Annotated in this window: 1 protein-coding gene; it reads left to right on the forward strand. The window is 72.3% G+C overall.

Annotation, left to right across the window (positions count from 1 at the left end):
• A partial coding sequence (locus tag PO768_RS18340) for a DUF7379 domain-containing protein (RefSeq protein WP_442953248.1) occupies nt 1-3,416 on the forward strand: 3,416 nt, incomplete at both ends.

Below are 3,416 nucleotides of genomic sequence, written 5' to 3' on the forward strand. Positions count from 1 at the left end.
GCCGGCCGCTGGCAGCCGGCCGAGGTTGGCCAGGCGGCCGGCGCGCGCGATGCCGTGCTGTTCCTGCACGGCACGGCCTCCAGCACGGCGGGCAGCTTCTCCGGCCTCTGGGAGGGCGAGACGGTGGGCGAGGCCGACTTCCAGGCGCTGGCGCAGCGCTGCGAGCTCTATGCCTGGGAACACCGCACGCTGACCGTCAGCCCGCTGCGCAATGCGGTGGAGCTGCTGCGTGCGCTGGCGCCGCTGCGCGCCGGCCAGCGCCTGCACCTGGTCTCGCATTCACGCGGCGGCATGGTCGGCGATCTGCTGGCGCTGGGCCTGAGTCAGGGCGACAAGGCCAGGTTCCGCGCCGCCTTCGAGCAGGCCTATGCGCCCGAGCACCCCGACCGCCCCGAGCTGGAGCGCCTGCTGCAGAACCCCGCCCCGGCGCTGGAGCTGGGCGTGTTCGTGCGGGTGGCCAGCCCCTCGCGCGGCACCCTGCTGGCGGACCGCCGCACCGACCTGTTCCTGTCGCTGCTGCTGCGCAGTGTCGGCCTGGCCTTCGGCACCAATGGCGTGCCGATGTATGAGCGACTCAATGGCTTTGTGCGCGCGCTGGTGGCGGCGCGCGCCGATGCCCGCAGCATCCCGGGGCTGGAGGCGATGATTCCCGGCTCGGCCCTGACCCTGGCGCTGAATGCGCCGGGGCTGCCCGCGCTGCCCGGGCGGCTGCGCGTGATCGCCGGCGACACCCAGGGCCTGGGCTGGGGCGGCATCCTGAGCCTGGTCGGCGATGTGTTCTACGGTCTGCACGACCATGATTTCGTCGTCCACACCCATTCGATGTTCGGCGGCTTCACCCGCGCCGATGCCAAGAGCCTGCGCCTGGCCGACAAGACGGTCACGCACCTGAGCTATTTCAAGAGCGCCGCGCTGTCGCGCCAGCCGCTGTTCCTGGCGCTGGATGGCCATGACGAGGGCTTTCGGGCGCTGCAGGAGGACGAGGCCATCACCCGCGGCCTGTTCCAGGCGCTCAAGCCCGACCCGCTGGCGCGCCGCAGCGCCGCGCGCTGGCACGAGTCGCTGAGCGACCCGGCCCAGCGCGGCAAGCCCATTCTGCTGGTCTTGCCGGGCATCATGGGCAGCGAGCTCGGCGAGGTCGGCGGCGCAGCGGTCTGGCTGTCGACCGCCGCGATGGTCAACGGCGCGCTGGCGGCGCTGGACATGGCCGGCCAGCGCCGCCTGGAGCCCACCGGGCTGACGCCGCTGGCCTATGAGCGCCTGCTGGTGGCGGCCGCCAAGGACTTCAATGTGCAGGCCTTCGCCTATGACTGGCGCGAGGCTATCCCGCGCAGCGCCGAGCGCCTGGGCGCGCGGCTTGACGCGCTGCTCCAGCATGCCGAGGCCCAGCAGCTGCCGGTGTATCTGCTGGCTCATTCGATGGGCGGTCTGGTGGCCCGGGCGGCGCTGTTCCATCGTGTCGACGAGCATGGCATGCTGGCGGACGACGACGCACGCTGGCAGCGCCTGTGCCGGCGCGGCGGCCGGCTGCTGATGCTGGGCACGCCCAATGCCGGCTCCTATGCGCCGCTGCTGCTGCTGCTGCGCCAACACGGCCTCTCAAAGTTGGTGGCCGGCCTGTCGCGTGCGGTCACGGCTACCGATCTGGCGCGCTGGGGCGCGGGTTTCGAGGGCCTGCTGCAGATGCTGCCGTTGGCGCCCGACCCGCAGTTCGGCGACCTGCTGCAGCCGGCCGCCTGGCAGGCGCTGCAGCAGTTCGATGCCGGGTTGCCGCTGCCCGAGCCGGCCCTGCTGGCGCGGGCGCGGGCCGTGCGCGACGCGCTGCAGCGCTCGTTCGAGCGCTTGAGAAATGAGCGCACCGAGGGCGTGTTCTACGTTGCCGGCCATGGCCAGACGCCGAGCCGGCTGGCCCTGCTGGGCGAGGGCGGTGCGGGTCAGCGTCTGGCGCTGCAGACCTCGCCGCAGGGCGATGGCACGGTGGGCTGGGACTCCTGCCTGAGCGCCGAGCGCTGCTGGTATGTGCGGGCCAGCCATGGCGATCTGGCCGACCACACGGCCTCGTTCAAGGCTTTCTTCGAGCTGTTGCTGAGCGGGCGCAGCAGCGCACTGTCGCGCCAGCCGCCGCAGACGCGCGCCGGCGCCGATCCGGCCGTCGTGACGGCCGACCCGCTGGCCCTGCCCAGCCTGCCCGAGGACCCGCTGGCCTATGTGCTGGGCATGACGCAGCGCCTGCCGGCCGCCGCGCTGACGCCGCGCCTGGAACTGCGGGTGGTGCATGGCAGCCTCGACTATGCACGTTTCCCGCTGATCGTCGGCCACTACCAGCACGACCGCCTGGCCGGCGGCAGCAAGCGGGTGGACGAGAAGCTCGGCGGCCAGTTGCAGCGCCTGATCGACACGCGGCTGTTCGTCGGCGCCGACCGCACCGCGATGTATCTGCGCCCGCCCAGCGAGCAGGGTTGCCCCAGCGCCTATCCCGGTGCCCTGGTTGTCGGCCTGGGCGGGGTCGGCGAGCTGACGCCGGGCAGCCTGGCCGACACGGTGACCCGGGCCGTGCTGCGCTATGCCTTCGAGCATCTGACGCGCGACCCCTGGGTGCCGGCCCAGGGCAAGGTGGTGCTGCGGCTGTCGTCCTTGTTGATCGGCACCCATGTGCAGGCGGTCAGCATCCGCGACAGTCTGGCCGGCGTACTCAACGGCATCTGGCGCGCCGCCCAGATCGTGCAGAACGAGCAGGCGCTGGGCCGCCAGATCGAGATCGCCGAGATCGAGATCATCGAGATCGAGGAGCAGGCCGCGCTGGAGGCGGCCTACGAGCTCAAGCGCCTGCTCAACCGTGAGGAGTGGCGCGAGCGTGCCTTCTGGGTGGCCCAGCTGCTGGAGACCCGCGATGGCGGCCTGCGCGGCTTCAGGCCGGGTGATAACGAGGGCGTCTGGCAGCGCCTGGCGGTGCGCCAGGATGTCGGCGGCGGCCTGAAGTTCGAGCTGATCGCCGAGCGGGCGCGGGTCGAGTCGACCCGGGTTTATTCCGATGTGGCCAGCCTGAGCGACTACATCGCCCGCGTCAGTGACGAGGGCGCGGTCGGCCGCAGCGACCCCGAGGAAGAGGCCGCGATGGGCCGGGTGCTGTACCAGCTGCTGCTGCCGCAGAACCTGAAGGGCCGGCTCAACAACTTCGACAACACCGTGTTGGTGCTGGACGACAAGACCGCTACCTACCCCTGGGAGCTGCTGACCCCGCCCGACGACGGCCTGCAGGGTGATCCGGCGCGGCCGCTGGCGGTGCAGGCCGGCATGGTGCGCCAGCGCGTCACCGACGACTTCCGCAGCCTGCCGCCGCCCGGCCTGGTCGGCTGGCAGGCCCTGGTCGTGGGCGCGCCCTGCACGGCCGGCTGGCGCGACGCGCGCGGCGAGCC

Origin of the sequence: Paucibacter sp. XJ19-41, from assembly GCF_028462495.1 — a bacterium.
Classification (GTDB): domain Bacteria; phylum Pseudomonadota; class Gammaproteobacteria; order Burkholderiales; family Burkholderiaceae_C; genus Roseateles_E.